Origin of the sequence: Shinella sp. JR1-6 (genome assembly GCF_004284735.1) — a bacterium.
Lineage (GTDB): Bacteria > Pseudomonadota > Alphaproteobacteria > Rhizobiales > Rhizobiaceae > Shinella.
In genome coordinates, this window is the sequence record NZ_SHMI01000005.1 from 38,445 (window position 1) to 64,643 (window position 26,199).

General features: G+C 66.1%; 20 protein-coding genes. 13 read left to right on the forward strand and 7 right to left on the reverse strand.

All coding sequences use genetic code 11. The features are described 5' to 3' along the window. The first annotated feature begins 91 nt into the window (after positions 1–91). The gene (locus tag EXZ48_RS10140) at positions 92–1,681 is read left to right on the forward strand and encodes an ABC-F family ATP-binding cassette domain-containing protein (protein WP_130515746.1); all 1,590 of its coding nucleotides are present in this window, start codon (positions 92–94) and stop codon (positions 1,679–1,681) included. Between the two features lie 31 nt (positions 1,682–1,712). Here the strand turns inward: EXZ48_RS10140 and EXZ48_RS10145 are convergent, their stop codons facing one another. Continuing rightward, positions 1,713–2,420, reverse strand: coding sequence for a glutathione S-transferase family protein (locus EXZ48_RS10145; RefSeq protein ID WP_130515747.1), 708 nt, complete (start codon positions 2,418–2,420; stop codon positions 1,713–1,715). Positions 2,421–2,530: 110 nt separating this feature from the next. Between EXZ48_RS10145 and EXZ48_RS10150 the strand changes: the two genes are divergently transcribed. Then, positions 2,531–2,893 (forward strand): helix-turn-helix domain-containing protein, encoded by a 363-nt coding sequence (locus tag EXZ48_RS10150; protein WP_130515749.1) that lies wholly within the window; start codon positions 2,531–2,533, stop codon positions 2,891–2,893. A 15-nt stretch (positions 2,894–2,908) separates the two neighbouring features. Here the strand turns inward: EXZ48_RS10150 and EXZ48_RS10155 are convergent, their stop codons facing one another. Then, positions 2,909–5,221, reverse strand: a complete 2,313-nt coding sequence (locus EXZ48_RS10155; RefSeq protein ID WP_130515751.1) for an NADP-dependent malic enzyme — start codon at positions 5,219–5,221, stop codon at positions 2,909–2,911. A 235-nt stretch (positions 5,222–5,456) separates the two neighbouring features. Here EXZ48_RS10155 and EXZ48_RS10160 point away from each other — a divergent pair, with 235 nt between their 5' ends. Then, positions 5,457–6,293: a UDP-2,3-diacylglucosamine diphosphatase gene (locus EXZ48_RS10160; protein WP_130515753.1), complete on the forward strand. Its 837-nt coding sequence runs from the start codon at positions 5,457–5,459 to the stop codon at positions 6,291–6,293. A gap of 263 nt (positions 6,294–6,556) precedes the next feature. Continuing rightward, on the forward strand, positions 6,557–7,774 hold the full coding sequence (locus EXZ48_RS10165) for an MFS transporter (protein ID WP_130515754.1): 1,218 nt from the start codon (positions 6,557–6,559) through the stop codon (positions 7,772–7,774). On the opposite strand, the gene dgcA is transcribed toward EXZ48_RS10165, so the two are convergent. Next, positions 7,744–8,727: an N-acetyl-D-Glu racemase DgcA gene (dgcA, locus tag EXZ48_RS10170; RefSeq protein WP_130515756.1), complete on the reverse strand. Its 984-nt coding sequence runs from the start codon at positions 8,725–8,727 to the stop codon at positions 7,744–7,746. The two genes, EXZ48_RS10165 and dgcA, sit on opposite strands and share 31 nt — an antisense overlap. 130 nt (positions 8,728–8,857) lie before the next feature. Between dgcA and EXZ48_RS10175 the strand changes: the two genes are divergently transcribed. From EXZ48_RS10175 to EXZ48_RS10190, 4 genes are all read left to right on the forward strand, one after another. Beyond that, positions 8,858–10,009 carry an MlaE family lipid ABC transporter permease subunit gene (locus EXZ48_RS10175; RefSeq protein WP_371687650.1) on the forward strand — a complete coding sequence of 384 codons (1,152 nt, stop codon included), beginning with the start codon at positions 8,858–8,860 and terminating at the stop codon, positions 10,007–10,009. An 8-nt stretch (positions 10,010–10,017) separates the two neighbouring features. Then, positions 10,018–10,803, forward strand: a complete 786-nt coding sequence (locus tag EXZ48_RS10180; protein WP_023514979.1) for an ABC transporter ATP-binding protein — start codon at positions 10,018–10,020, stop codon at positions 10,801–10,803. Positions 10,804–10,863: 60 nt separating this feature from the next. Continuing rightward, positions 10,864–12,234, forward strand: a complete 1,371-nt coding sequence (locus EXZ48_RS10185; protein ID WP_130515760.1) for an MlaD family protein — start codon at positions 10,864–10,866, stop codon at positions 12,232–12,234. Between the two features lie 134 nt (positions 12,235–12,368). Further along, positions 12,369–12,986: an ABC-type transport auxiliary lipoprotein family protein gene (locus tag EXZ48_RS10190; protein WP_130515762.1), complete on the forward strand. Its 618-nt coding sequence runs from the start codon at positions 12,369–12,371 to the stop codon at positions 12,984–12,986. Between the two features lie 213 nt (positions 12,987–13,199). Here EXZ48_RS10190 and EXZ48_RS10195 read toward each other — a convergent pair whose 3' ends face one another. After that, entirely contained in the window at positions 13,200–14,171 is a 972-nt protein-coding gene (locus tag EXZ48_RS10195; RefSeq protein ID WP_023514982.1) for a Tim44 domain-containing protein, read from the reverse strand. A 204-nt stretch (positions 14,172–14,375) separates the two neighbouring features. Next, complete coding sequence (locus EXZ48_RS10200; RefSeq protein WP_165909323.1) at positions 14,376–21,029, reverse strand: hypothetical protein; 6,654 nt, start codon at positions 21,027–21,029, stop codon at positions 14,376–14,378. Between the two features lie 529 nt (positions 21,030–21,558). On the opposite strand from EXZ48_RS10200, the gene EXZ48_RS10205 reads away from it, so the two are divergent. Together EXZ48_RS10205 and EXZ48_RS10210 are read left to right on the forward strand one after the other, a co-directional pair. Then, positions 21,559–21,927, forward strand: a complete 369-nt coding sequence (locus EXZ48_RS10205) for an Hpt domain-containing protein (RefSeq protein WP_130515767.1) — start codon at positions 21,559–21,561, stop codon at positions 21,925–21,927. 202 nt (positions 21,928–22,129) lie between these two features. Continuing rightward, positions 22,130–22,450, forward strand: coding sequence for a 2Fe-2S iron-sulfur cluster-binding protein (locus EXZ48_RS10210; RefSeq protein ID WP_023512203.1), 321 nt, complete (start codon positions 22,130–22,132; stop codon positions 22,448–22,450). 438 nt (positions 22,451–22,888) lie between these two features. Here the strand turns inward: EXZ48_RS10210 and EXZ48_RS10215 are convergent, their stop codons facing one another. After that, on the reverse strand, positions 22,889–23,500 hold the full coding sequence (locus tag EXZ48_RS10215) for a DUF922 domain-containing Zn-dependent protease (RefSeq protein ID WP_023512202.1): 612 nt from the start codon (positions 23,498–23,500) through the stop codon (positions 22,889–22,891). A 214-nt stretch (positions 23,501–23,714) separates the two neighbouring features. Between EXZ48_RS10215 and folP the strand changes: the two genes are divergently transcribed. The 3 genes from folP to folK are packed head-to-tail and all read left to right on the forward strand — an operon-like array spanning position 23,715 to position 25,491. Continuing rightward, positions 23,715–24,587 carry a dihydropteroate synthase gene (gene folP / locus EXZ48_RS10220; protein WP_130515769.1) on the forward strand — a complete coding sequence of 291 codons (873 nt, stop codon included), beginning with the start codon at positions 23,715–23,717 and terminating at the stop codon, positions 24,585–24,587. Between the two features lie 27 nt (positions 24,588–24,614). Continuing rightward, entirely contained in the window at positions 24,615–24,983 is a 369-nt protein-coding gene (gene folB / locus EXZ48_RS10225; protein WP_023512200.1) for a dihydroneopterin aldolase, read from the forward strand. Beyond that, positions 24,973–25,491, forward strand: coding sequence for a 2-amino-4-hydroxy-6-hydroxymethyldihydropteridine diphosphokinase (gene folK, locus EXZ48_RS10230; RefSeq protein WP_130515771.1), 519 nt, complete (start codon positions 24,973–24,975; stop codon positions 25,489–25,491). Before folB ends, folK begins: the two co-directional genes overlap by 11 nt. Here folK and EXZ48_RS10235 read toward each other — a convergent pair. Beyond that, positions 25,484–26,032 (reverse strand): hypothetical protein, encoded by a 549-nt coding sequence (locus EXZ48_RS10235; protein ID WP_130515773.1) that lies wholly within the window; start codon positions 26,030–26,032, stop codon positions 25,484–25,486. The two genes, folK and EXZ48_RS10235, sit on opposite strands and share 8 nt — an antisense overlap. Positions 26,033–26,199 lie beyond the last annotated feature (167 nt).

The following is a 26,199-nucleotide window of genomic DNA, read 5'->3' on the forward strand; positions in this document are numbered from 1 at the left end:
TCCGGCAACGCAATGCCGACCGGATGGTGCACCATGGATTTCAACCCGACCACAAACCGACTTCGTTTTGTCCTCGGGGAAATCTCTATTCATGCCGCATTCCATCACCCTTTCCAAAATCCGGTGGTCCACGCCTGACGGCCACGCCCTCCTTTCCGATCTCGACCTGACCTTCGGCGCCGAGCGCGCCGGCCTCGTCGGCCGCAATGGCGTCGGCAAGACGACGCTGCTGCAGCTCGTCACCGGCGCGCTCACGCCGCAGGCCGGCACCGTCGCCGTGAACGGCACGGTCGGGCTGCTGCGCCAGAGCGTGCAGGTCAACCCGCAGGAAACCGTTGCCAGCCTGTTCGGCATCGTCGAGGCGCTCGACCTGCTTTCCCGCGCGGCGCGCGGGGAGGCGGACGCCGAGGCCCTTGCCGATGCGGACTGGACGCTGGAGGCGCGGCTTGCCGCCGCGCTCGCCCGCGTCGGGCTGGAGGCGGAGGCGGAGACGCCGCTTGCCGCCCTTTCCGGTGGACAGCGCACGCGGGCGGCGCTCGCGGCCCTCATCTTCAGCGCGCCCGATTTCCTGCTGCTCGACGAGCCGACGAACAATCTCGACCGGGATGGGCGGCAGGCGGTCATCGATCTGCTCGCCGGCTGGCGGGCGGGGGCGATCGTCGTCAGCCACGACCGCGCGCTGCTGGAGACCATGGATGCCATCGTCGAGCTGACGACGCTCGGCGCCACCCGCTATGGCGGCAACTGGAGCGCCTATCATGCGCGCAAGGCGCTGGAACTCGCCGCCGCCCATCGTGACCTTGCGGATGCGGAAAGGCATGCCGCCGAGGTGGCGCACACCATGCAAGTCATTGCCGAGCGCAAGGCGCGCAAGGACAGTGCCGGCCGCCGCAAGAAAGCGCGTGGCGACATTCCGCGCATCATGCTGGGCGCGATGAAGGAGCGCAGCGAGCTGACGGGCGGCGCCAATGCGCGGCTTGCCGAGGACCGCCAGGCGCAGGCGGGCGAGGCGGTGGCGGCAGCGCGCGAGCGCATCGAAATCCTCCAGCCGCTGAGCGTCAGCGTGCCGCCGACCCATCTTGCCGCCGGCAAGACGGTGCTCCGGATGGACGGCGTCACCGCCGGCTACCGGCCGGACCGTCCGGTCATCCGCGACCTTTCCTTCACCTTGACCGGGCCGGAGCGGGTGGCCGTGGCGGGGCCGAACGGCGCGGGCAAGACGACCTTCCTGGCGCTCGTCATCGGCGCGCTGACGCCGTGGCAGGGCAGCGCGCGCCTCTTTACGGACGCCTCCATGCTCGATCAGAAGGTGAGCCTGCTCGATCCGGCCCTGTCGATCCGCGACAATTTTCGCCGGATCAACCCCGGTTCCGGCGAAAATGCCTGCCGGGCGGCGCTGGCGCGTTTCATGTTCCGCGCGGATGCCGCGCTTCAGGTCACCGGCAGCCTTTCGGGCGGGCAGCTGCTGCGTGCCGGACTAGCCTGTGTGCTCGGCGGGGGCCGGCCGCCGGCGCTGCTGGTCCTCGACGAGCCGACGAACCATCTGGATATCGATTCGATCGAGGCGGTGGAGGCGGGACTGCGCGCCTATGACGGCGCGCTCCTCGTCGTCAGCCATGACGAGGCGTTTCTGACGGCGATCGGCGTGACGCGCCGGCTGGAGCTTTCTGCGGGAGGATAGGAAGGCCGGGTTTTTGCCCGACCTTCCTTCTTCAGGCCTTTCCGAAACGCTCGATGACCTCGGCAAGCGGAACGTGGCCCTTGAAGGCGCCGTTGCCGGCCGGTGTCTCGCCGCTTTCAAGTGCGGTGGCGAACACGACGGCAGGGTCGGCCTCCAGCCGGCGGCGGATGGCCTCGATTCGGGGCCAGCGGCTTGCCGGGGCGACGGCGTGGTAGTCGAGCCAGCGCGCGACGCCGATCAGCACGCCGTCCGCCAATGTCGGACGGTCGCCGGCAAGATAGGGCGTGTCGCCGAGCATCGCCTCCAGCTTGTCGTGCCGTTCGATGACCCCCTCGCGGCCCCAGCGACGCAGCGAATCTTCGAGCACCGGGTCCGGTGTCTCCAGTTCGAGCGCCGACCAGAGCGGGCTGAAGGAACCGGTGAAGCCGGTGTTGAGGAAGGCCATCAGCTGAACCATGCGGTCGGCTTCCGGCGCCGTTGCCTCGAAGCTGACGCGCCGTTCCGTGTCGCGTGCGGCGATCCAATGGGCGATGGCCATGGTTTCGGTGATCACCCGGCCGTCATCGGTGACGAGGGCGGGTGTCTCGTGCCGGGCGTTGAGGCGGGCATAGGCAGGGTCGCGCATGTCGCCCAGCATGTCGACGCGGCAGAGGCGATAGGGTTTTCCCAGCCACTCCAGCGCGGCGACAAGGCCCATGGAGCTTCCGGCGGGGAAGCCGTAGACGAGGATCGGTTCCAATGTTCTTCTCCGTGATTTCTGTTGACCACGCTGCGCAGCGACACTGGACCTAAGCCTTGCCTGCCCCCATGTAAATTACGCACATTTTTGTCACCACGCCGGAGCCCGTCATGAAGGATCTCGTTTCCCGTTGCCCGATCGAGGAGGTCATGCAGGTCTTGAGCGGCCGCTGGCCGACGCTGCTGATCTATTACCTCAAGGACGGAACGAAGCGCTTCAGCGACCTCAGGCGCGACAATCCCACCGTCTCGCACCGCATCCTGACGCTCGAACTGCGCAAGCTGGAAAAGGCGGGCATCGTGCAGCGCACGGTGTTCGACGGCTATCCGCTGCGGGTCGAATACGACCTCACGCCATCCGGCCTGACGCTGTTGCCGCTGGTCGATGCGCTCGGCGACTGGTGGGAGGCGCGGGATGCTGCGCACCCGGCGCTGCAAACGAAGACGGCCGCCGAGGCGGCGGCCGTTTCGTAAGGCGGGGATTGCGGCTCAGGCCGGGTAGGAGGCCTCCACCACGGCAAGGGCGGCCATGTTCACCACGCCGCGCGAGGTGACCGACGGTGACAGGATATGGGCGGGCATGGCGGCGCCGAGCAGGATCGGGCCGACATGCAGGCTGTCCGTCATCGTCTTGACGACGCCAAGCGTGATGTTGGCGGCGTCGAGATTGGGGAAGACAAGGAGATTGGCTTCGCCGGACAGCGTCGAATTCGGCATGACGCGCTGGCGCAGCGCCTCGGAGATCGCGGCATCGCCGTGCATTTCGCCGTCCGCCTCGAGCGTCGGGTCCATGTCGCGCACCATCTCCATGGCGCGGCGCATCTTGAAGGCGCTGTCGGAATCCCGCGAGCCGAAGTTCGAATGGGAGACCAGGGCGGCGCGCGGCGTGATGCCGAAGCGGCGGATTTCCTGCGCAGCCATGACCGTCATCTGTGCCACTTCCTCGGCCGTCGGGTCGAAGGTGACATAGGTGTCGGTAAAGAAGGTGGCGCCGCGCTGGGAGATCAGCAGGCTGAGGGCGGAGAAGTCGAGCACGCCCTCCTTCTTGCCGATGATCTGGCTGACATCCCGCAGGTGCTTGGCATAACGCCCTTCGACGCCGCAGATCAGCGCATCGGCTTCGCCGCGTTTGAGGGCGAGCGCGCCGATGACCGTCTGGTTGGTGCGCACGATGGTGCGTGCGGCTTCCGGAATGACGCCACGGCGGCCGACGATGCGGAAATAGTCGTCGACATAATCGCGGTAGCGCGGATCGTCCTCGGGGTTCACCACTTCGAAGTCCGTCTGCGGGCGGACGCGCAGGCCGTAGCGCTTGAGGCGCGCTTCGATGATCTGCGGGCGGCCGATGAGGATCGGCTTGGCGATGTCCTCCTCCAGCAGCACCTGGGCGGCGCGCAGCACGCGCTCGTCTTCGCCTTCGGCAAAGATCACGCGCTTCCTGGCCGCGTTCTTCGCCGCAGCGAAGATCGGCTTCATGACGAAACCCGAGCGCCAGACGAAGCGGTTGAGCTGGTCGAGATAGGCGTCGAAATCGGCGATCGGGCGTGTCGCCACGCCGGTTTCCGCCGCCGCACGGGCAACGGCCGGCGCGATGCGCAGGATAAGGCGCTGGTCGAAGGGCGAGGGGATGAGGTAGTTCGGACCGAAGCTCGGCGTGTCGCCGGAATAGGCGCGGGCGGCGACATCGGACACTTCCTCACGGGCGAGGGAGGCGATGGCGCGCACGGCGGCCATCTTCATCTCCTCGTTGATCGTGCGCGCGCCGCAATCGAGCGCGCCGCGGAAGATGTAGGGGAAGCAGAGGACGTTGTTGACCTGGTTGGGAAAGTCCGACCGGCCGGTGCAGATCATCGCGTCCGGGCGGGCGGCGCGCGCCTCCTCGGGCATGATTTCCGGCGTCGGATTGGCGAGTGCCATGATCAGCGGCTTTTCCGCCATGCGCGCGAGCAGCTCCGGCTTCAGCACGCCGGCGGCCGACAGGCCGAGGAAGACGTCCGCACCGTCGATGGTTTCGGAGAGCTGGCGCTTGTCGGTCTCCTGCGCATAGATGCTCTTCCACTGGTCCATCAGGGCTTCGCGGCCCTTGTAGACCAGGCCCTCGATGTCATGCACCCAGATGTTCTCGACCTTCGCGCCGAGGGAAACGAGCTGGTTGAGGCAGGCAAGCGCGGCAGCGCCGGCGCCCGAAGCGACGATCTTGGCGTCCGACAACGCCTTGCCGGCGAGCTCCAGGCCGTTGAGGACCGCTGCGGCGACGATGATGGCAGTGCCGTGCTGGTCGTCGTGAAAGACGGGGATATCCATCTTCTCGCGCAGCTGGCGCTCCACCTCGAAACATTCCGGCGCCTTGATGTCTTCGAGGTTGATGCCGCCGAAGGTCGGCTCCAGCGCCGAGACGACATTGACCATCTCGTCGACGGTCGGCGCGTCGATCTCGATGTCGAAGACGTCGATGCCGGCGAACTTCTTGAAGAGCACCGCCTTGCCTTCCATCACGGGCTTGGAGGCGAGCGGACCGATATTGCCGAGGCCGAGCACGGCCGTGCCGTTGGAGACGACGGCGACGAGGTTGGCGCGCGCCGTGTAGTCGGCGGCCGTGTTGGGGTCGTCACGGATGGCAAGGCAGGGCGCGGCGACCCCCGGCGAATAGGCAAGCGCCAGATCGCGCTGGTTGCCGAGCGGCTTGGTCGGGTTGATCTCGAGCTTGCCGGGGCGGGGGTGGCGGTGGAAGAAGAGGGCCTGCTGGTCGATGTCGCCGCTTGCCGGACCGTCCTGCGTCCGCGATTTGTCACCCGTGCTCATGATGCTCCCTGCCATATGCTGTTTTCGTTGCGGCTCTTCGCTCTGCGAAACCGCCGCGACGTGAAGTTTTCCGAGTCTTCCATAAAGCCGCAATCAGCGGCCTGTGCAATGCCTATTTGCCGCCGAAAAAGGCATAGGTGTGTCATCAATCTGAAACAGGAGTCTGGTTTTCAACGGGATGAAAGCCGCCCCTCCCGACGACCACCGCGGCGGCCGGCCACCCGGAGAAGAACGCATGACTGCGACCCTTGCCGACCCCACTGTCCGCCACTTCCGCACGCTGTTCATCTCGGACGTGCATCTGGGATCGAAGGCGGCCAAGGCGGACTTCCTGATCGACTTCCTGCGGCATCATGAAGCGGAAACGATCGTGCTCATCGGCGACATCGTCGATGGCTGGCGCCTGAAGCGCAACTGGTATTGGCCGCAGGCCTTCAACGATGTCACGCAGAAGCTGCTGCGCAAGGCGCGCAAGGGCACACGCATCATTTACATTCCCGGCAACCACGACGAATTCCTGCGCGATTTCCCCGGCACCCATTTCGGCGGCGTGGAAGTGGCCGACCGCATCATCCACGAGGCGGCTGACGGCAAGCGCTATCTCGTGCTGCATGGCGACGAGTTCGACGTCGTCGTGCGCCATGCCCGCGTCGTCGCCTATCTCGGCGACTGGGCCTATGACGCGGCCATCGCCATCAACGTGGTCTTCGCCGCCATCCGCCGCCGGCTCGGCCTGCCGTACTGGTCGTTCTCTTCCTGGGCCAAGCAGCAGGTCAAGACGGCGGTGAACTTCATTGGCGAGTTCCAGAAGGTGGTCGTCGAGGAGGCGCGGCGCCACGATGCCGACGGTGTGATCTGCGGCCATATCCACCACGCCGTCATCACCGAGATCGACGGCATCCGCTACATCAACAGCGGCGATTGGGTGGAGAGCTGCACGGCGATTGCCGAACACCATGACGGGGAGATGGAACTGATCACCTGGCAGAAGCTCGCCTCAAGCCCCGCCGAAGTCCTTCCGGTCTCGCACCGGATGCTGGCGATCGAGACCCGGGAGCCGGAGGCCGCTTAGAGAAATTCCAGCGGAAGCGCGTAGCGGTTTTGCGTAAAAACGAGAGATAGAGCGTTTCCGCGATTCGAAGAAAAGCGGAACTGCCCTGCGGCAACTTGCGTGCATCCGGGATGCAAAAGCATGGGGCGGAACCTGACGGATCGCGCTGCGCCTGTGTCCGGTTTCACAAGTTCGGCATTCCCGCCGGTGGGCAGAAATAGCGCATTGGCGTACGTACATCGGCATGATAGAGCGGAGGGCGTTCCAACGCAGGTTCCCCGCCAATGAATGCCCCCTCCGGTTTTACCGTGACCGCCGGCGCGCCGCCGTATTTTGCTGCGCGTATCGCTCTCGTCTTCTGCGCGCCGATGATGGTCAACGGCATTGCGCTGCCGTTCTTTCCGGTCTGGCTGGAAACGCTCTCGATGAGCGATTTCCAGATCGGCATGGTTCTCGCCGTGCCGCTGTTCGTGCGCGTCTTCACTGCGCCGGTGGCGGGCATCATCGCGGACCGGATCGGCGAGCGCTCGATCGTGCTGCTCTGGTCGGCGCTGCTGTCGCTTGCGACGGCTCTCGCGCTCTTTGCGACGGGCTCCTTCTGGACGGTGCTGCTGCTCTATACGCTGCAGGGCGCGGTCTATTCACCCTATGTACCGATCACCGAGGCGATCATGCTGTCGGGCGTGCGGCGCTGGAATTTCGACTACGGCAAGATGCGCCTGTGGGGGTCACTCGCCTTCATCGTCGCGACGATGACCGGCGGCTGGCTTGCCGGCCTCTATGGCGGTGCGATGGTGCTGCCGGCGATGGCGGTGGCCTTCGTGCTGACCGTGATCGGCGCGGTGATCGCGCCCAGGATCGGCAAGCCGCGCCGTCCGTCGCCGATTGCCGCGATCGCGACCATGCCGACGAAGAGCACGCTGCGGCAGGCGGATGTGCAGTTCATGCTGATCGGCGTCTCGCTGGTCAATGCGAGCCACGCCATGCTGTTCGCCTTTTCGGCGATCTACTGGCAGAAGATGGGATTCAGCGGCGTCGACGTCGGTATTCTCTGGAGCGCTGGCGTTCTGGCCGAAGTGCTCTTCTTCCTCTTTGCCGTCCAGCTGCGGCGCCGCTTCAATCTCTGGTCCATGATGATGGTCGGCGGCGCCGTTGCGGTCGGCCGCTGGATCCTCTTTCCGATGGACATGTCCTTTGCCGGCTATTTCGCGCTGCAATGTCTGCATGCCTTCACCTACGCGCTGATCCATATGAGCGCGCAGAGCCGGCTCGTGGAGCGCGTGGCGGAGGAGCAGGAGGCGGCGGCGCAGGGGCTCTATTTCTTCTACACCGGCGTCTTCACGGCGCTCGCCACCTTCGTCTCGGGCTATGCCTTCAGCTGGTACGGCGTCCAGGGCTTCTACCTGATGTCGCTCGTTGCCGCTGCCGGTCTTCTCTCGGTCATTGCCGGACGCATCGTCGCGCCGCGTGTTCAGCCCCAGAGCGCGGCCTCGGGCGGATAGACGGTGGAACCTTTATAGCGCAGACCCGGTTCGCGGTCGCGGGCAAGCAGCAGCGGGCCGTCAAGATCGACGAAATCGGCGCCCTGCGCCAACAGCACGGCCGGGGCCATGCCCAGCGACGTGCCGACCATGCAGCCCACCATGATCTTCAGGCCGCATTCCTTCGCCGCCTCGCGCAGCGCGAGCGCCTCCGTCAGCCCGCCGGCCTTGTCGAGCTTGATGTTGATCGCGTCGTAGCGGTCGGCAAGTTTGGGGATGTCCTGCGTCTGGTGCACGCTCTCATCGGCGCAGATCGGGACCGGGCGGGCAATGTCGCGCAGCGCCGAATCGTTTCCGGCCGGAAGCGGCTGCTCGACAAGGGCGATGCGTGCCTCTGCGCAGAGCGCGAAGTGATAGGCGAGGTTTTCCGGCGTCCAGCCCTCGTTGGCGTCGAGGATGATGGCGCTTTCGGGGGCGCCGGCGCGCACCGCGCGGATGCGGGCGGCATCGTCCGCCGTGCCGACCTTGACCTTGAGAAGCGGGCGGCCTGCCTCCTGTGCGGCCTGGCGCTGCATCGCTTCGGGTTCGCCGAGGGAGAGCGTGAAGGCGGTGACGAGCTTTTGCGGCGCCGCGGCATTGACCACCTGCCAGGTCGGCACCCCCGACAGTTTCGCCTCGAGATCCCAGAGCGCGCAGTCGAGGGCGTTGCGGGCCGCACCTGCGGGCATGACCCGCGCCAGTTCCTCGCGGCCGATTCCGTCCTCCACGGCGCCGCGCATGTCCTCGATGGCGGCGAGCACGCCGGCAACCGATTCGCCGTAGCGCGCATAGGGAACGCATTCGCCGCGGCCGGAAAGGCCCGAACTGCCGATCGTGCAGGTCACCACTTCGGCCGTCGTCTTGGCGCCGCGCGAAATGGTGAAGGTGCCGGCAATCGGGAAGCTTTCGGTGGTGGCGAGCAATGTGCGGCGCATGGGACTGATCCTGGCAGGCTTGAAAAAATCGAGGCGGGAAGGGGCTTTTGCAGGTTCGTTCGGTGACAGATGGGCGGCGAGCCGGTAAGACAGGCGCATGTTGTCCCAAGCACGGGAAGATGCAAGAGACTTGACCGCCACCCGTTCCCCCCTCGACATCGCGATCGAAAACCCGCCTGAAAACGGCCGGGAGGTCTGGCGCCTTTCCGGCGAGTGGGTGAACACGAACGCGGTTGCCGCCAGCAAGCGGCTGGCCGATATCGGCCGCGGGCAGGCCGGTGCGCTGGAAATCGACCTCAGCGGCGTTTCGGCCATGGATACGGCCGGCGCCTGGCTGCTGCGCCGGGCGATTGCCGAGCGGCAGGGCGGCGGCAACGAGGTCAGCCTTACCGATCGCGAGGGTACGCACTACGCCGACCTGATTTCTGCCCTGCCGGAAAAGCTCGCCGAACCACGGTATAGCGGCGGCGGGAAGGGCACCCTGTTCGAGCGCATCTTCACCCCCATCGGCCGCGCGATGATGGACGTCTGGGACGATACGGTCGCCGCCATGTTCATCCTCGGCTCGGCGGTGCGGGGCGCGCAACTGAAGCTCGGGCGCCGCAGCGGCGTCTCGCCCTCGGCGATCGTGCACCAGATCGACCATATGGGTGTCCGCGCGGTGCCGATCATCCTCCTGATGTCCTTCCTGATCGGTGCGATCATCGCCCAGCAGGGCGCTTTCCAGCTGCGCTACTTCGGGGCGGAGGTCTTCGTCGTTGACCTCGTCGGCATCCTTCAGTTGCGCGAGGTCGGCGTGCTGCTCACCGCCATCATGATCGCCGGCCGCTCCGGCAGCGCGATCACGGCCGAGATCGGCTCGATGAAGATGCGCGAGGAGATCGACGCGCTGAAGGTCATGGGCCTCAGCCCCATCGGCGTGCTCGTCTTCCCGCGGCTGGTGGCACTGACGGTGGCGCTGCCGCTGCTGACCATCATCGCCAACTTTGCGGCCCTCGGCGGCGCGGCCTTCGTCGCCTGGTCCTATTCCGGCATCACCTTCGACACTTTCCTGTCGCGTCTTCGCGAGGCCATCGACCTCTCGACGGTGGTGTCCGGCATGATCAAGGCGCCGTTCATGGCACTGATCATCGGCATCGTCGCCTCGGTCGAGGGGCTGAAGGTGGGCGGCAGCGCCGAATCGCTTGGCCGCCACGTCACCGCCGCTGTGGTGAAGTCGATCTTCGTCGTTATCCTCGTCGACGGCCTCTTCGCCATGTTCTACGCCGCGATCGATTTCTAGGGATGTCCATGGAGCAGGTTTCGGCAAAGGCGGACGACGTGGTGCTTTCGGTCAAGGATCTGACCGTCGGCTTCGGCAGCAACATCGTACTGGATGAGCTCAATCTCGATATCTATCGCGGCGAGATTCTCGGCTTCGTCGGCGCGTCCGGCACGGGCAAGTCGGTGCTGATGCGCACGGTGCTGCGCCTTCTGCCGCGCCGCTCCGGCAACATCCGCATCTTCGGCATGGATTTCGACAAGGCGAGCGAGGCCGAGCGGCTGGCGCTCGACATGAAGCTCGGCGTGCTCTTCCAGCACGGCGCCCTCTTTTCCTCGCTGACGGTCATGGAGAACATCCAGGTGCCGATGCGCGAATATCTCGACCTGCCGCAGGCGATGATGGACGAGCTGGCGCGGCTGAAGATCGAGCTTGTCGGCCTTGCCCCGGAGGCCGCGAACAAATTTCCCTCCGAGCTTTCGGGCGGCATGATCAAGCGTGCGGCGCTGGCGCGGGCGCTGGCGCTCGACCCGGCTCTCGTCTTCCTCGACGAGCCGACCTCGGGCCTCGACCCGATCGGCGCGGCGGAATTCGACGAGCTGATCGCCAAACTGCGCGACACCCTCGGATTGACCGTGTATATGGTGACTCACGACCTCGACAGCCTGTTTTCGGTTTGCGATCGTATCGCCGTTCTCGGGCAGAAGAAGGTCATGGTCGAAGGCACGATCGAGGACATGCTGGCCTTTGACGACCCCTGGGTGCAGTCCTATTTCCGGGGCAAGCGCGCGCGATCGATCGTGCGCAAAACGTAAGGACGTGTCCGGGGCCGATGGGCCCCGGTGGATGGAACTGCGAGCAGGATAGCCCGAAGCATGGAAACCAAAGCCAATTACGCCCTCGTCGGTTTCTTCACCGTCCTCGTCATGGCTGCCGCCTTCGCTTTCGTCTACTGGATGTCGCAATACGGCCGTGGCGGCGAGATGGCGCAGCTGGCGATCCGCATCCCGGGATCGGCGAACGGGCTCAGCATCGGCTCGCCCGTGCGCTTCAACGGCATCCCGGTCGGTTCCGTACGCAGCCTTGCCATCGATGCCGACGATCCGCTCTTCTCCGTCGCCATGACGGAGGTCTCGACCAGCGCGCCAGTCAAGCAGACGACGACCGCGGTGCTTGAAGTGCAGGGTCTGACGGGCGCGGCCTATATCGAGCTTTCCGGCGGCAGTGCTGCCGATCCGAACATCCTGCGCCAGGCCTTCGACACCGAGGTTCCAGCGGTGCTGCAGGCGGAACAGTCGAGCGTGACGAACATCCTGTCGACCGCAGACAAGATCCTGAAGCGTGCCGATGCGGCGATCACGGATATCCAGGGCTTCGTCGCCGATGCACGCGGGCCGCTGACGACGACCATCCAGAACGCAGAGCAGTTCTCCGGCTCGCTCGCCCGCAACGGCGAGAAGGTGGACGAGTTCCTGCAGAGCGTCGGTGGCCTGTCGGAAACCTTCCGCAATCTTTCCGGCCGGCTCGATTCGACGCTCGCCTCGGTCGACGAGCTGATCAAGGCGGTTGACCCGAAGAAGGTCGAGGATTTTGTCGGCAATGTCGACAAGGTCAGCAAGGACATCGCGGCCGCGTCCGGCGACATCAAGACCACGGTCGAGGGCTTCCGCAAGACGGCCGAGACCTTCGATACCCTCGGCAAGCAGGCGACGGCCTCGCTCGACAAGATCGACAGCCTGATCGCTGCGGTCGATCCGCAGAAGGTCGGCGGGGCGATCAACGACATTTCGGTCGCGACAGCCGATGCCCGCAAGGCCATCGCCTCCGTGACGGGCGTCGCCGACCGTATCGGCGCGCGCGAGGAGGATATCGACCAGATCATCACCGACGTGCAGCAGATGAGCAACAAGCTGAATGCCGCTTCCACGCGCGTCGATGGCGTGCTCGCCAAGCTTGACGGCTTCCTGGGCGAGGGGGATTCCGAATCGCTCTTCGCCGAGGCCAAGGCGACGCTGCAGTCGATCAAGCAGGCGGCCGACACGCTGAACGGGCGGATCGGACCGATTGCCGACGGATTGCAGCGATTCTCCGGTTCGGGGCTGCGGGACATCGAGGCGCTGGTGCTCGATACGCGCCGCACCATCCAGAATCTCGACGGTGCGATCTCCGGCTTCGAGCGCAATCCGCAGCGCCTGCTCTTCGGCGGCGACACGGTCAAGCAGTATGATGGTCGCAACCGGCGCTGATCCGGCCGCAAGGTGTGGCCCTATCCCCACAACTGCCGGCCGCCGGCGGGCCGAGGCGGATTTGTCCGTCCGCGCAGCCGTGACAGCATGCCGTGCCGCTGCTACACAGGCAGTTACAAGGGTTTGAGGACGACATGACGAGTTCGGGTATGGGTTTGTTGCGGAACGGGACTGCGGCGCGCGCCGCGCTCGTGGCCGTCCTGGCGACGACGCTTGCCGCCTGCGGCAGCACACAGGCCAAGAACGATACGTTCGCGCTCTCCTCCGTCGCCGCCGTCGAAGGCCCTTCGGCCAAGAGCCGGCAGATCCTCGTGCCGCAGCCTTCGGCGCTGAAGGCGCTCGACAGCGAACAGATCGTCATCCGCCCGTCCGCCTCCGAAATCCAGTACCTTGCCGGCGCGCAGTGGAGCGACAGCCTGAGCAAGATGGTGCAGGCCAAGCTCGTGCAGGCTTTCGAGAACACCGGCCGTCTTGGCGGTGTCGGCAAGCCGGGCGAGGGGCTGGCGATCGACTACCAGATCGTCACCGATATCCGCGCCTTCGAGGTGCAGACCGCCGGCGCCGATGCGGCGGTGGTGGAGATTTCGGCAAAGCTGCTCAACGACCGCAACGGGACTGTCCGAGCACAGAAGGTGTTTCGTGCGACGGTTCCGGTTGGCGGTGCGGGCAATCCGGCCTTCGTGAAGGCGCTCGACGCGGCCTTTGCCGCGGTCACGGCCGATATTGTCGGCTGGGCGCTCGGCGCGATCTGATTTCTTTCGACACGCGGGCGTAGAAAGGCCCTCATCCGCCTGCCGGCACCTTCTCCCCGCAAGCGGCGCGAAGGGGTGTGTCTTGCGGGTTTCCCCAGGCAAACAACGCCCATGTCGATTGGAAAACTGTGCCGCTTGCTCCTTCTCCCCGCTTGCGGGGAGAAGGTTGCGACAACGGGATGAGGGGCCGCGCGCCGACGCGCAGCCGTCCCGTCAGGCGTTTTCGACGCCCTGAATGGCCGAGACCTTCCAGTCGCCGCCGTCGCGGCGCACGAAGGTCCAGATCTCGACCGCTTCCGTCAGATTGTCCGGATCGCCGGAAACGAGCTTGCCGGTCGAGCGGTCGCGCATCACGTCGATGCTCTCGTAACGCATGGCGACGGTGGCGTATTCGTCGGCGCCTTCGCGCCAGGCTTCGGCAACGTCGCCCTGCACGAGGTGGATGTCGCGCACCTCGTTCTTCAGGCCCTGAGTGGCGTTGTCGCTCAGTTCCTCGGCAAGGTACGACATGGCTTCCGGCGTTGTGATCTGGCGCAACGTGCGGAAGTCCTCGGCTGCATAGGCCGCCTGCAGCTCCTTCAGCATGCTTTCGAACTGTTCGAGATCGGCCTGCTTGATGCCGAGCTCGTCGCCGCCCTTCGGCTGCGGTGCGGCCTGACGGCTGCCGCCGCCGATGCTCGGGATCTTGAACTGCGAGCCGCCGTCCGGCGTGGCGTTGCGGGCATGGCCGCTGCCGGCATAGGCGGTGGCATTCTTCTGCGCGAACATGCGGCGGAGGAACAGGAAGACACCGGCGATCAGCAGGATCTGCAGGAGAAGACCGAGCATGCCGATGCCGCCACCGAGCCCCTGGCCCATCAGCATGCCGACGAGGCCGCCGAGCATCAGGCCGCCGAGCAGCGTGCCGCCGAAACCACCGAAGAGGCCGGGGCGCGGATTGGTGGCCGTGGCGTTGCGTCCCGCGGACGGCTGGGCCGACTGCTGGCGCGTCATGGTGCGGTCGATGGGCTGGGCATCCGTCGGTGCGGTGCGCGTCGTCGAGGGCGTCGAGAAGGTGCGGCTGCCGCGGCTGCCGAGGCCGCCGCCGGCGCGGCGGGCTTCCGCCACGTCCACCACCGTCATCATCACCATCACCGCGACTGCCAGCGTCGCCAGAATGCGTCCAAAGCCTTGTATAAAGATCATTTCCGTCTCTCTTCCCATGCGCCCGCAGGCGCGTTGGTCCGCATATAGCGGCTGGAGAGCCGGATTTTAAGGTTCCGTCGCCGGAAATCGGTCACCCGGAAGGGCATGTCTCATCAAAGGTGCGTTATCAGCTCCGCCAATTGGGGCCTTGAACGCAAAACGGCCGCCTTGCGGGCGGCCGTTTCGTTTTCCGTCCGGATCAGCTTAGCTGAAGCGGCCTGCCGCATGGGCCAGCATGGTGTAGACCTTGCCGGTGTCCGAGGTGAGGTAGGTCTGCGTCATGACCTTGTCGCGGTCGTTACGGGCGACGTCGGCGAGCAGCTTCTCGAAGTCCGAGATATAGCGGTCGACCGCGGTGCGGAACTCCGGCTCGCGCTCGTACTTGCGCTTGATCTCGTCGAACGTCTGCTGGCCCTTCAGCGTGTAGAGGCGCCGCGTGAAGACGTCGCGCTCGCCGCGCTGGTAGCGGCGCCACAGGTCGACCGAGGCATCGTGGTCGATGGCGCGGGCGATATCGACCGAGAGCGAGTTCAGCGATTCGACGACATGGCGCGGGTTGCGGCTGTCCGGGCGAGCCGCCTGACCATCGGCGCGCGGCTGGCCGAACTGGGCCTCCTCACGCGAGACGGCGCCGCGCAGGAGATCCCGCATCCAGCCGCCTTCGCCGGTGGTCTTGGCTTCGGATTCCGCGGGCAGGGGCTGTGCGCGCTGCGGCACCGTGGCCGGTGCGGCACGCTCGAGGCCGAGGCTCCCGCGCAGCTGCTGGGCCGGCTCCTCGCGGCGGGGCTCGACGCGGGTTTCCTGCACCGGCTGTGCCTGCTGTACGACCTTGGCCTGAACCGCGGCCGGGCGGGAGACTTCCAGCGCCGAGGAGGACTTGCCGATGATGTCGGACAGGTCCTGCAGGGCCTTGATCTGCTCGCTGACGGCGCGGCGCATCTGCGCCGCGTTTTCCTTGGCCTCTTCCGGCAGGTCGAAGGCACCGCGCTTCAGCTCGCCGCGGGTCTGGTCGAGCTCCTTGCGGATGTCGGCGGCGGCGCGGCGGATTTCCTCGGTCGCACCGGAGAACTTGCCGACCGCTTCCTCGACGGCCTCGCGCAGCGTTTCGCGCATGACGGTCGTGGCGGCTTCGGACTTCTTGCCGCTTTCGGTGAGCAGGCGATCGACATCGGAGAGCGAGGCGCCGACGCTGCCGCGCAGGCGGTTCGCCACTTCCTTGGTCCGCTCTTCGGCGCGGGCGAAGGAACCCTCGACCGACTGGCCTGCTTCCTCGCCGGCCTTTGTCAGCTGCTCGCGCAGCGTGTTGGCAGCGGCCTCGGCGCGCTTCTCGGTCTCGCCGAGGATGCGGCCGACTTCGGCGAACGACGTCTGGATGCCGCCGCGCAGGTTGCCGGCGATGAGGTTCGAGCGCTCCTCGGCGCGGGTGAAGACGCCCTCGACCATGCCTTCGAGCGACTGCATGGTCTTCTCGATCTCCTCCGAGCGCTGCACGAGGCCGACGGAGAGCGAACGCAGCGCGTCCTGGCGCTCTTCCAGCGTCGAGACGAGGTTCGACTGGGCGGCGGCGAGCAGATCCGAGGCCTGCGACAGGATCTTCGAGTGGTCCTCGAAGCGACCGACGATGCCGCCGATCTGCGACAGCGTGCCGGATGAGATGTCGGACAGGCGGTCCACCTTGCCCTCGAGCAGGCGCGACGTGGTGGATACCATGTCGGAGGCGCGCTCGGCGGAGGTGGAGAAGCGTTCGGCCGTGCTCATCAGACGGCCATCGATGGCGCCGAGCGTCTGGCTGGCGGCATCGACGATGCCGGCGATCGCGCCGTTGCTTTCCGAGAGGCGGGCGATCAGGCTTTCGACATTGGCGGCAAGGCCGCTTTCGATCTCGCGCATCGTGCCGGCGGCTTCTTCCGTGCGGCTGGTGATGGCGGCGAGCGTATCGGCCGTGCGGGCGGAGATCGCGTTGATGAGCGCGGCGTTCTCGTTGCGCAGGCGCTCGGCGCTTTCGCGGGCGACGCCGCTGATGCGCTCGGCAGCGTCACGGGCGACACCGCCGATGCCTTCGGCAGCCTCGCGGCCGACGGCAGCATAGCTGTCGATGACCGGACGGGCTTCCTCGTCGATCAGGCGGGCCAGCTCTTCCGTGCGGCTCGCCAGCATGGAGTTGAGCTCGCGGGTGCGCTCGTCGAGCGTCGAACGGATGGAGGCACCGCGCGCTTCCAGAGCCTTCTCGACATCGCCGAGGCCGGCGCGCAGCGACTGGGCCTGGTCGGCAAGGCGGTTTTCCGTTTCCGTGAAGCGGGCGACGGCGGAGGAGGTGGTCTCTTCGACGGCGCGGGCGAAGGCTTCGTTGCGGGCCGAAAGGTTGCCGGCGAACTCCTCGCCGGTGCGGGCGATGTTTTCGGCGGCGCGCTGGGCCTCGACGCCCATTTCCTGGGCTGCACGGGAGACGGCGCCGCGCAGCGACGAGCTGAGGCTGGCGAATTCCTCACCGGTCTTGGCGAGCGACTGGGCGGAGCGGACCGCTTCGGCGTCCATGTCCTGGGCGGCCTGCGAAACGGCGTCGCGCAGCGTTGCGGCAAGACCTGCGGCCTTGCCGTCGATCGTACGGTTGACACTGTCGAGACCGATGGTCAGCGCGCGGTCCATCGTGCCGAGGCGTTCCTCGATGCGGCCGGTCTTCTCGTCGATCGTGCCGGCGATGCGCTCGGCGGCCTCTCCGGTGATGCGTTCGATGTCGCCGGTGCGTGCAACGAGTGTTCCGTCGATGCGTTCGGCGGCTTCTCCGGCAATGCGGGCAATGTCGCTGGCACGGCTGGCCAGGGTTCCGTCGATGCGCTCCGCAGCCTCACCCACGGCGCGGCTGATTTCGTCGGCGCGGTTGACGAGGGCGCCATCGATACGCTCGGCAGCGTCGCCGACGGAGCGCTCGATCTGGTTCGCGCGGTTGAGGAGCGTGCCTTCGAGCCGTTCGGTGGCTTCCCCGACCGTACGGCTGATTTCGTCGACACGCCCGACAAGGGCGCCGTCGATGCGTTCGGCGGCACTGTCGACGGTGCGTTCGATCTGGCTTGCCCGGTTGAGGAGCGCGCCTTCGAGACGTTCGGCAGCCTCGCCGACGGTGCGGCTGATTTCGTCGACGCGGCCGACGAGGGCGCCGTCAATGCGCTCGGCGGCATTGCCGACCGTCAGCTCGATCTGCGTTGCGCGGGCGAGCAGCGTGTCGTCGATGCGGTCTGCGACCTGGCCGACGACGCGGTTGATCTCGTCGACGCGGTTGACAAGGGCGCCGTCGATACGCTCGGCGGCACTCCCCACGGTCATCTCGATCTGCGTGGCGCGGGCAATCAGCGTGTCGTCGATGCGGTCGGCCGCTTCCCCGGCGACGCGGGCGATCTGGTCGGCGCGGCTTGCCAGCGCACCGTCGATGCGTTCGGCGGCTTCTCCGGTGACGCGCTCGATATCGGTGAGGCGGCCAGAGAGGGCGCCTTCGATGCGCTCGGCAGCGCTGGCACCAAGGCGCTCGATGTCGGTGACGCGGCCGGCGAGGGCGGCGGCGATGCGTGCCGTCGTCTCGTCGCCGATGCGCTCCACCTCGGCCATCGGCCGGGAAAGGGCTTCGGATACGCGCAGCGAAACGTCGCCGCCGGCGCGGTCGAGATCGGTGAGGCGTTCCGACAGGGTGTCGGAGATGCGCGATGCTGCCGTATCGACAAGGCCGGAGACGTGGTCGACGCTGTATTCGATGCGGGATTCGAGCTTGCCGAGGTTTTCCTCGAGGCGGCTGCCGGTCGTGTCGAAGCGGTTGGCGACGTTGTCGACGGTCTGCTCCATGCGGCTGCCGAAGGTGTCGGCTGCGTGCACGATCTTCGCCGAGGTTTCGACGAGGCGTTCTGCGACGGCGCCGACGCTTTCACGCACGCGCTGGTCGAGCAGGGCGCCGCTGCCGTCGATGGTGCGGCGAAGAGCCTCCTCGTGCTGCTCCATGGACAGTTCCAGCATGCCGGCGCTGGTGGCGATCGAGGTGCCGATGGTGGTCACCTGGTCGTTCAGCGTCTCGGTGAGATGGTTGCGGCCCTCGGTGATGGCGAGGTTGATCGCATTGATGCGGTCGTCGAGCGTCGCACGAATCTCGTCATGGGTGGAGGCCAGCGAACCGGTGAGCGTCGATGCACGGTCCGAAAGCTGCTCCATGGACAGTTCCAGCATGCCGGCGCTGGTGGCGATCGAGGTGCCGATGGAGGTGACCTGATCGTTGAGCGTTTCGGTGAGCTGGTTGCGGCCCTCGGTGATGGCGAGGTTGATCGCGTCGATGCGGTCGTCGAGCGTCGCGCGGATCTGCTCGTGGGTGGAGACGAGCGAACCGGCTAGTTCGGATGCGCGGCCCGAAAGCTGTTCGGCGATGTTGGCGGCACGACCGGAGAAGGCTTCGGCGAATTCGGTGGCCTGGCCATGCAGGACGCCCGTGAGCTGCTGGTTGCCTTCGGAGAGGACTGTTTCGACGCGTTCAGCCGCCGCGTCGATCGCGGACTGCATCGCGCCGGCGCTGTTGGACAGAACCGATGCGAGATTGGCCGTGCGGCCGGTGATGGCGTCGTCGATCTGGCGGGCGGCGCCCGTCAGGGCGTTCTCGACACGGCCGGCGGCGGCGCCGACGGATTGTTCGAGCTGGCTGCCGGTCTCGTTCAGCATCGAGGAGAGGGCGGTGGTGCGCTCGGACAGCGCGCTGTCTATGCGGTTGTGGCTGGCGGCGATCGTCGAGGCGATCTCGTCCGCGCGGGCGCCGAGGGCCTCTTCCATGCGCGCCTGGGCGGTTTCGATGCCGGAGGCGATCGAGGTGCCACGCGAATCCAACGCATCCGTCAGGCGGCGCTCGCTGCCGGAAATGCTTTCCACCAGGGCGCTGGCGCGGGCGCCAAGGGCCTCTTCCATGCGGGCCTGTGCGGCCTCGATGTCGGTGGCGATGGCCGAGCCGCGCGAATCCAGCGCGTCCGTCAGGCGGCGTTCGCTGCCGGAAATGCTTTCCGCCAGCGCTTCGGCACGGGTGCCGAAGCCGCTTTCGATGCGGTTCTGCACGTCGGCGAGGCCGCCGAGAAGGGCGGCGGACTTTTCCGAGAGGACCGCGCCCATGCGTTCATGCGCACCGCTGACGGCATTGGAGATGGCGTCGGCATGGCCGGAGACCGCACTTTCGAGGACTTCCTGGCTGGTGGCGAGCGTCGTGGCCAGTGCGAAGGACTGGTCGGTGAGCGTGTTGCCGAGACGGTCGATGCTGGAGGTGAGGATACCGTCCATCGCGTCGCGGCCGCTGGCGACCGTTTCGTTGATGCGGGCAAGGCTCTCCATCAGCTTGCTGTCGAGCGAGCCGGCGCGCTGGTCGAAGGCCTGGGTGAATTCCTCGACACGATGGTCGAAGGCGCTGGCAATCTGGCCGACGGTCGCGTGCATGCGCTCGTCGAAGAAGCCGGTGCGCAGGTCGAGGTCCATGACGGTGTCGTCGGCGGCGTTCTTGAGGCTCTGGCGGAACTGCGCGCCCTTTTCGTCGAGCGCGGCGTTCATCGACTGGAGAATGTGATCGAGACCGCCGGTGACGGCCTGCTGGCCGATCGACAGGCTTTCGCTGATCTCGCGGGTGCGGGCGATCAGCGTCTCATTGAGCTGCTTGGCGCGCTCGTTCAACGCGGCATTCAGCTTTTCCGTATTGGTGTCGAGCGAGCTCGCGCGGGTCTCGAACTGCTGCAGCAGGTCACGGCCGCGCGAATCGAGGTTCTTGGTGAGCTGGTCGAGGCGGCTGTCGAACTCGTTGGCGAGCGCGAGGCCGGAGGAGCTGAGCGTCGAGAGCAGGCTGTCGGTGCGGGCCGACAGCATGGCGCCGATCGTCTGCGTCGCGCTGTCGGATTTCTCCATCAGCATCGCGGCGCGGGTATCGAGCATGGAGGCGAAGGCTTCGCCCGAGGTGGCGAGGCGCTGGGTGATGTTGTCGCCGGCGCTGGCCAGCTCGTCCTTCAGCTGTTCGTGCGCGCCGGAGATCGACGACCGGATGCGCTCGGCATGGCTGACGATCGCCTCGCGCTCCGAGCCGAGTTCCTGGACGAGGGTGCGCACGCGCATCTCGTTGTCGGAATAGCTGCGCTCGAGGGCGTTGACTTCGGAATGCACGAGCGTTTCGAGCTCGGTTGCGCGGGCGATCGTGCGCTCGATGCCCTCGTTCATCGCGGAGACTTCGCGGCGGACGGCCTGGCCGACGCTCATGATGCGGTCGCTCGCGACGGTTTCCGGCTCGGAGAGACGGAGTGCGACTTCCGCCATGGAGCGGGCGGCACTGCGCAGTTCCTGGGCGCGGGAGATCATGATCGCGAAGGCGAAGAAGAGCATGATCGGCATGACGATGGCGACGACCATGCCGATGGCACCGGGCAGCGCCACCAGGTCGGCCACCGAGCGGATCTGCCAGATCTCGGGCGCATAGAGAAGGTTGGCAACGCCCAGCCCGCCGATGACCCAGAGAATGGACATCAGGATGGCCATGCGGATCGAGGCCCGGCCCGAGCGCACGTCCAGCGACTTCAGGATCGCGGCAGGCGTCTTGCGGGAGCCGTCGTTGGCGGGGGTGAAGGCCGGGGTTTTCGGTGCCTGCTCGGGGCTGAGGCCACGCGCGGCCTCGCCGGATGCAGGGCGGCTCGCAGGCTTTTCCTGCGTCTTGTTCGGAACGCGGCTTGCTGGTTCAGACACATGGGCCTCCGAAGCGTCCTTCTTCGAGGGCGTCTCCGGCGCTAGATCATCAAAGTCGATCTTCAGTGCTTCTTCCAGGGCCTGGAAGGCCTTGTCGTCGATCGACTCGGTGGGCTTGTTCGTCGCCATGCGGATACGCCTCGTTACCATGTCCGGGATCGGGCTTCATGCGCGCTGCCGCTGCTCAGGCGCATTCGAACCGGTCCGGTTGGTGGCCGGTCTTGCTGCATACCCTCATGGCACGCAGCGTCCGGACCGCCGTTCATTCCAAATTCGCTCGATAGACCGAAAAGGCGAAGCGGTGTATCTCCGCCCACGGCTTATCCACCGGGACTATCCGGTCGTATCGTAGTGACACATTAGCCTGTATCACACAATTCATTGCCATCTCCCTTCGCCCGAAACTTAACAGGAAGTTAATATCGGGCGATTCTGTATCGCGATGGAAAACCTGCGAAAATGGCTATTTTTCAGCCGTTAACCATAGTTCGCGATTCATGCCCATTTTGCGCCGTCTTTTAATCGGATAGGCGCGCCGGCCGCGCAGAATGAACGTCCCATGTCCCTGTGCGGAACGACGGAAACACCCGTGCCGCATCGACACCTGCGTGCACCACAAAGAAACATGCGTACATCGCGTCTATAAGGATATTGGCAAATGGCAGCGCTCAACATTGCATTCGAGGCGCCGGACAATGCAGGCGGCATGTCCCATTCCGGGGAAAAGCCGATCGATCTGGTACACCTTGCCCGCCAGACGATGGGTGACAAGGGGCTGGAGCTGGAAGTGCTGCAGATGTTCGCGCGGCAGGCGCGCGCGAGCATGAAGGACCTGGCGAGCCTGGAGGGCGCCGCCCGCGCTGCCGTCGCTCATCGCCTCAAGGGCTCCGCACAGTCCGTCGGCGCCACCGCCGTCGGCAAGGCGGCCGCCGCGCTCGAGGACAATCCGGCCGATGCAATCGCGCTTGCCGGCGTTGCTGCCGCCGTGGTCGAGGCGGAAAACTTCATCCTGAAACTCTGCCGCTGAACGGCGCAGACCCGCCGTGTCTTCCCTGGCGCGGCGGGAAAAGCCGATGCCGCGCCCGGACCATCCGGATCCTGCCGGGCGCGCGATGTTGACTGGGGAGGGGTTTTGTTGGAAACGTCCGCGGAAAACCGGCGCGTTCGACCATCCTTCCGCCGGCCGTTCGTTCGCCCGCCCGGGCAGTCTTGAGGATCCGGAAGCCATCATGAGCAAACTCACCATCGTCGCCTTTGACGGCACGCGCCACGAACTGGATGTCGCCAACGGCTCCACGGTCATGGAAAACGCCGTGCGCAACTCCGTGCCCGGCATCGAGGCCGAGTGCGGCGGCGCCTGCGCCTGCGCGACCTGTCACGTCTATGTCGACGATGCCTGGAGCGCGACCGTCGGCCCGCCGGAAGCGATGGAAGAGGACATGCTGGACTTCGCCTACGAGGTGCGTCCCACCTCGCGGCTCTCCTGTCAGATCAAGATGTCGGATGCGCTTGACGGGCTCGTGGTCCACGTTCCCGAACGCCAGGCCTGACATCTTTTCCTTCAGATTGTCGGAACTACCGGCCGAAGCCGATTTGGTTTCGGCCGGCCTCTTGTCGCCTCTTCTTTGCGCGTAAAGAAGAGATCGCCGGGTTCTGCTCGCCTGCAAGAATAGAAGGGTAAAAAAAGAGCCTCGCCGGTCGGTCAGGACGAGCGAGGCCAGGAGGGCGCATCGCAGGCAGGAGAGGGAGGAGACACCTGCTGCTTTGATAAGGACGCGCCAGGAGAACCTGTTACAAACCGCTTCATGCAACTTCGGGAAGGAAAGTCGTCTTCCCGTTCACTGTTGATATAAACATACGGCGATTTGCGGAATTGCGCTATCGCTAAAACTAACCAGTCATTTCATGCATGGAAACGCCTCCGTGCCTTGGCCCGGTCCCGTTCCATTAAAACTCCTTCAAGATATACCTGCCGGCGCGGTGCGCCTTTACTCGGCGCGGTTCTTCAGCCGGTGCACCAGAAGGCGCATCATGCGGTCGTTGAAGTTCTTCGATTCGATGCGGTCGAAACGGGCCTGGTCGGCGTCGTGTTTCGTTACGGCATCCGCCGTCACCCGATCGACCCGCGCCTGCATGCGTTCGCAGTCGGCCTCGGGCCGCAGGGCTTTCAGCGTGCGCTCCAGGCTGCGGGCATGGGTGCGGGCGATTTCGGCGTGGCGTTCCTCGTGGCGCTTGATGTCGCTCGAAAGCGTATCCCAGATCAGCGCGAGCGACGGAGTGGCACGCTTGCGGTGCTTCCAGCGCGGCAGGATGATCTCGGTGGAGAGCGTCACCCGCGCCTCGCCGACCGCACAGCGGCTGCCGCGGCGCACATAGGTGACCGAGCCGCCCCACTTGATGCGGGTGGCGCCGGGATGGCGCGATCCGCTGTGTTTCATCATCGGACCGCGCTTCGACAGTTCCTCGTCGAGTTCGGCCGCGGTGCGTCCGCCGACGGAGAAATAGGCGAAGGTCTTCGAGGTGATGGTCTCGGCGCGGGCGGGCTGGGACGCGAGGCAGGCGAGGGCGGCAAGGGCCATCAGGCGAGCGATGGTCGTCATTCAGTCAGCATTCCTTTCGCCACCGGGACATCCGGTGTGGAAACCGGCCGAAAGCGCCGGTTGAACTTCCCCCAAGCTTGGGGCATAGGCTCGGCGAGCGCAACACCCTATCCGGGACGCCGCTCGATAGCCTTAGCGTCAAATCCGTTGATTTAAAGCTAAGGGTGTCTAGGAGATGTCCAAGGCGCTGTCGCCAACTGCGAGGAAAACCGCCATGTTTTCACCATTCGAGCCCTTTCGCTGGGTGCTCGCCCACGGGCGCTCCCTGGAGCTCGGCCCGCGTGGCATTTTGATGGCGATCGTCAATGTTACACCGGATTCCTTTTCCGATGGCGGTCGCTTCGACAGCGCGGACAAGGCGGTGGCGCAGGCCATGCTCTGTCTCGAAGAGGGGGCGGAGATCGTCGATATCGGCGGGGAATCCACCCGACCGGGCGCGGCTTCCGTGTCGGCAGCGCAGGAGCAGGACCGTATTCTGCCCGTTATCGAGGCGCTTGCAGCTACGACGGACGCAATCATCTCGGTCGATACCTACCGGGCCGAGACGGCGCGGCTGGCCGTTGCGGCCGGGGCGCATATCGTCAACGACGTGCACGGCCTGCAGCGCGAACCCGACATTGCCGGCGTTGCCGCCGCGACCCGGGCGGGGCTGTGCATCATGCATACCGGCCGCGACCGTCAGAAGCAGCCGGATGTCGTGGGGGACCAGTATCTCTTCCTCGGTCGCTCGCTGGAGATCGCCCGGGAGGCGGGTGTCGCGCGAGAGGCGATGGTACTCGATCCCGGTTTTGGCTTTGCCAAGGATACGGGGGAAAATCTCGAACTCATGGCGCGTTTCGGCGAGCTTTTCGGTTTCGAACTGCCCATCCTGGCCGGCACCTCGCGCAAACGTTTCGTCGGCGCCGTCACGGGGCGCGAGGCGGAAGGCCGGGATGCCGGCACTGCCGCCACGACCGCGCTGCTGCGGGTTGCCGGTGCGGCGGTCTTCAGGGTGCACGATGTCGCAATCAACAGGGATGCGCTGGCAATGGCGGATGCTATGCTTGACGCAAGGCGCAAGGTGACGGCGCGCGAGGCGCGCGCCTGACAGACAGGCAGCCAGACAGGAAAGACCATGACCACCACCTACACGATCACGCTCAAGAACTGTGCCTTCTTCGCCCGCCACGGCCTGCACGACGCCGAGGAATTCCTCGGCCAGCGGTTCTTCGTCGATGCCGAGCTGGAGGTGCGGCCGCTGCGCCCGCTTTCCGACGACGCGATCGAATCGACCGTCGATTACGGCGTCGCCTTCCAGGAGATCGAGAAGATCGTCACAGGCCAGCGGCGCTATCTCATCGAGGCGCTGGCGCAGGAGATCGCCACGGTGCTCTGTGCCCGCTTCCCGCAGATTTCCCGTGCCCGCATTACGGTGCGCAAGCCGAACGCGCCGGTGCCCGGCGTGCTGGATTATGTGCAGGTGACGGTCGATCATGCCGTCTGAGCCTTTCCGCCGGGCTTCGCTCGGCCTTGGCGGCAACATCGGCGATCCCGTGCGCTCCATGGCCGAGGCGTTGCAGGCGCTCGATGCGCGGGAGGACTGCCACGTGACGGCCGTCTCGCGGCTCTACCGCACGCCGCCCTGGGGCAAGACCGACCAGGACTGGTTCTTCAATGCCTGTGCGCTGGTGGAGACGACGCTTGCGCCCGAGCCGCTGCTCGACACCTGCCTTGCTATCGAGCGTGACATGAAGCGCGAGCGCAAGGAGCGCTGGGGTCCGCGCACCATCGATATCGATGTTCTGACCTATGAGGGCGTGGCGCAATCCGGCGGGCGGCTGGAGCTGCCGCATCCGCGCATGACGGGGCGCGGCTTCGTGCTGATGCCGCTTGCCGACGTTGCGCCCGACCTTGCGGTCGAGGGGCGCACGGTGAGGTCCTGGCTGGAAGATGCGGATGTCGCGGGCATCGAGCCGGCGAGCGTCGGCCCGGAATGGTGGAAGGTTACTTGATCGAACCGACGGCGATGTCGTCGAGATTGCGGTCGAGCGAGACGCCGATGACCGGTACCATCTTGTTCTCGACCTTCACCGAGATGGTGATGTTCATCTTGTTATCGCCTTCGAGGCGCGCGATCATCGCGCCGTTCAGCTTCTGGCGGTTGATGCCGACGACCACCTTGTCGCCGTTGACCTGGCCGGAGGTGATGTCGAGGCCCTTGCCGGAAGCGCCGTCGAGGAACTTGCCCTTGTAGGTGCTGCCCGACTTGGTTATGAGCGCGGACATCGGCTGCTTGAAGACGCCGACGCGGCAGAAGCCCTCGAGCTGGATGCCGGCGCCCTTGGCGGGTGCGGTGTCGCCCGTCAGGTCGCAGGCGAACTTGGTGCCCTTGTACTTGCCGGCGACGATCTCGCCCTTGCCCTGCCAGCTGCCGGTGACCTGCTCGAAGAACGCCTTGTCGCGCGAGCCGGCGGAGGCGGGAAGCGCGATGGCGGTGGCTGCGAGGAAGGCCGCTACGGAGACGCGGGCGATCAAAGAGGTGCGCGAGTACATGAACGATCCTTGATGGGCGACGGCCATCTGGCCTGCTTGTGTGCGACGAGATTTGCGCGAAAATGGTTAATGGACGGTTTCCGGGCGTCTTGCCCTTCGTCATTTACCGGTCATGCAGGCCCTGAAAACCGGGGTGTTGCAACGAGCCCACAGTTCCAGGACCCCGC

What these genes read in the sequence shown, in the direction of transcription:
- EXZ48_RS10140 (WP_130515746.1), top strand. Translation starts at nt 92, where the DNA reads ATGCCGCATTCCATCACCCTTTCCAAAATCCGGTGGTCCACGCCTGAC.
- EXZ48_RS10210 (WP_023512203.1), top strand. Translation starts at nt 22,130, where the DNA reads ATGAGCAAACTCACCATCGTCGCCTTTGACGGCACGCGCCACGAACTG.
- EXZ48_RS10150 (WP_130515749.1), top strand. Translation starts at nt 2,531, where the DNA reads ATGAAGGATCTCGTTTCCCGTTGCCCGATCGAGGAGGTCATGCAGGTC.
- folK (WP_130515771.1), top strand. Translation starts at nt 24,973, where the DNA reads ATGCCGTCTGAGCCTTTCCGCCGGGCTTCGCTCGGCCTTGGCGGCAAC.
- folB (WP_023512200.1), top strand. Translation starts at nt 24,615, where the DNA reads ATGACCACCACCTACACGATCACGCTCAAGAACTGTGCCTTCTTCGCC.
- dgcA (WP_130515756.1), bottom strand. Translation starts at nt 8,727, where the DNA reads ATGCGCCGCACATTGCTCGCCACCACCGAAAGCTTCCCGATTGCCGGC.
- EXZ48_RS10165 (WP_130515754.1), top strand. Translation starts at nt 6,557, where the DNA reads ATGAATGCCCCCTCCGGTTTTACCGTGACCGCCGGCGCGCCGCCGTAT.
- EXZ48_RS10190 (WP_130515762.1), top strand. Translation starts at nt 12,369, where the DNA reads ATGACGAGTTCGGGTATGGGTTTGTTGCGGAACGGGACTGCGGCGCGC.
- EXZ48_RS10180 (WP_023514979.1), top strand. Translation starts at nt 10,018, where the DNA reads ATGGAGCAGGTTTCGGCAAAGGCGGACGACGTGGTGCTTTCGGTCAAG.
- EXZ48_RS10155 (WP_130515751.1), bottom strand. Translation starts at nt 5,221, where the DNA reads ATGAGCACGGGTGACAAATCGCGGACGCAGGACGGTCCGGCAAGCGGC.
- EXZ48_RS10235 (WP_130515773.1), bottom strand. Translation starts at nt 26,032, where the DNA reads ATGTACTCGCGCACCTCTTTGATCGCCCGCGTCTCCGTAGCGGCCTTC.
- EXZ48_RS10185 (WP_130515760.1), top strand. Translation starts at nt 10,864, where the DNA reads ATGGAAACCAAAGCCAATTACGCCCTCGTCGGTTTCTTCACCGTCCTC.
- EXZ48_RS10160 (WP_130515753.1), top strand. Translation starts at nt 5,457, where the DNA reads ATGACTGCGACCCTTGCCGACCCCACTGTCCGCCACTTCCGCACGCTG.
- folP (WP_130515769.1), top strand. Translation starts at nt 23,715, where the DNA reads ATGTTTTCACCATTCGAGCCCTTTCGCTGGGTGCTCGCCCACGGGCGC.
- EXZ48_RS10200 (WP_165909323.1), bottom strand. Translation starts at nt 21,029, where the DNA reads ATGGCGACGAACAAGCCCACCGAGTCGATCGACGACAAGGCCTTCCAG.
- EXZ48_RS10215 (WP_023512202.1), bottom strand. Translation starts at nt 23,500, where the DNA reads ATGACGACCATCGCTCGCCTGATGGCCCTTGCCGCCCTCGCCTGCCTC.
- EXZ48_RS10195 (WP_023514982.1), bottom strand. Translation starts at nt 14,171, where the DNA reads ATGATCTTTATACAAGGCTTTGGACGCATTCTGGCGACGCTGGCAGTC.
- EXZ48_RS10205 (WP_130515767.1), top strand. Translation starts at nt 21,559, where the DNA reads ATGGCAGCGCTCAACATTGCATTCGAGGCGCCGGACAATGCAGGCGGC.